Source organism: Vibrio sp. 10N.222.48.A3, from assembly GCF_041475345.1.
Lineage (GTDB): Bacteria > Pseudomonadota > Gammaproteobacteria > Enterobacterales > Vibrionaceae > Vibrio > Vibrio tasmaniensis_A.
In genome coordinates this window covers 1-1,065 of sequence record NZ_JBFRVX010000418.1, presented here as the reverse complement: position 1 = coordinate 1,065, position 1,065 = coordinate 1, and the positions used below count along the sequence as shown (strand labels likewise).

Genomic DNA, 1,065 nt, shown 5'->3' with positions numbered 1-1,065 from the left:
GCTCTTTACCGCTTATATTCTTTGCGAAGTTTTGGATGTAATTTAATTCATCTTCAAAATTTGCTATAGCTTGCTTGTAAAGTTGCCCTTCAAGATCATCGAAGAAATCAGATACTCTTTTAAATCTGGCAGGGGCTAGTTTATAGCTTACAAATCCAGTCTTTGGAGCAAACGCAAGTATACCAACGTTGGCAAACTCTGATGTTTCTGCGAATGGCATAAAGCGAACAATCGCGAATTGTAAAGCTACTTTCATGATATGTCCTCCCAAAACGGTTCAGCTAAGAATTTCTTCAATACTAACGTAATTTCTGATCGAATAGTATCGATTGGATACATTTCTAACCACTCTTCTGGTATCTCACTGATGATATTGTCAATATCTTGCAGGGCATTTTGAAATTTTTCTGTATAAACTTCTTTATCGACTAGCTCTAAGCCATTCCAAGAGCCTGAACTTACATGTTGTTCTTTATGTTCATCAATTTTAAAGTCATCTGCAAAAGCTAGGTTATGATCAACAACACACGTTTCTTTGGTCTTTTGCTCCAAGAAAAAGTTAGGATTACCGCCTTTATCAGTGAGGTTTCTATCATTATTCTGAATCCAATAATCAAAAACAAACAGATCACGAAGTAACTGCTTTGGAACCTTCTGTATTTGATTATAGGTTATTTCTTGAATGTTAGGTTTATATGATGAAGCAAAACAATAACCAGCCTCTAAGTCAAAAGAGCTGTATTCAACTAGTAAATCATCAACCCAAGCGATTTTAAAATCCGGAATAGGTAAGCCAAAGCTTTTCGCTAGATGAGCTACTATCCATTCTTTTACAAGGCCTCGACAAGTAGCACTACTGCCTTTTACGACATACTGTTTTCCATCATCACCTTCACAGAGATACGGGTTCGTTCTCCCTTGCGCCATCATTCTTGTAATTTTTAAGATTTCTATCACGAAGTATTACCATACACAGCGAGCTGATTAGTGTCTGATTGGATATTACCATAAGTAATTTCCTGAATTAATTGGTTATGCTAAGAGAGTGATCAAGAGTTGATAGTT

General features: G+C 36.2%; 2 protein-coding genes. Both read right to left on the bottom strand.

Annotated elements, in window-relative coordinates; all coding sequences use genetic code 11:
* On the bottom strand, positions 1 to 256 hold a 256-nt coding region (locus AB4653_RS12820), incomplete at its 3' end, for a DUF3037 domain-containing protein (protein ID WP_372104342.1).
* Positions 253 to 957 carry a HipA family kinase gene (locus tag AB4653_RS12815; RefSeq protein ID WP_029224410.1) on the bottom strand — a complete coding sequence of 235 codons (705 nt, stop codon included), beginning with the start codon at positions 955 to 957 and terminating at the stop codon, positions 253 to 255. The genes AB4653_RS12815 and AB4653_RS12820, both read right to left, overlap by 4 nt.
* Between the last annotated feature and the right edge of the window lie 108 nt (positions 958 to 1,065).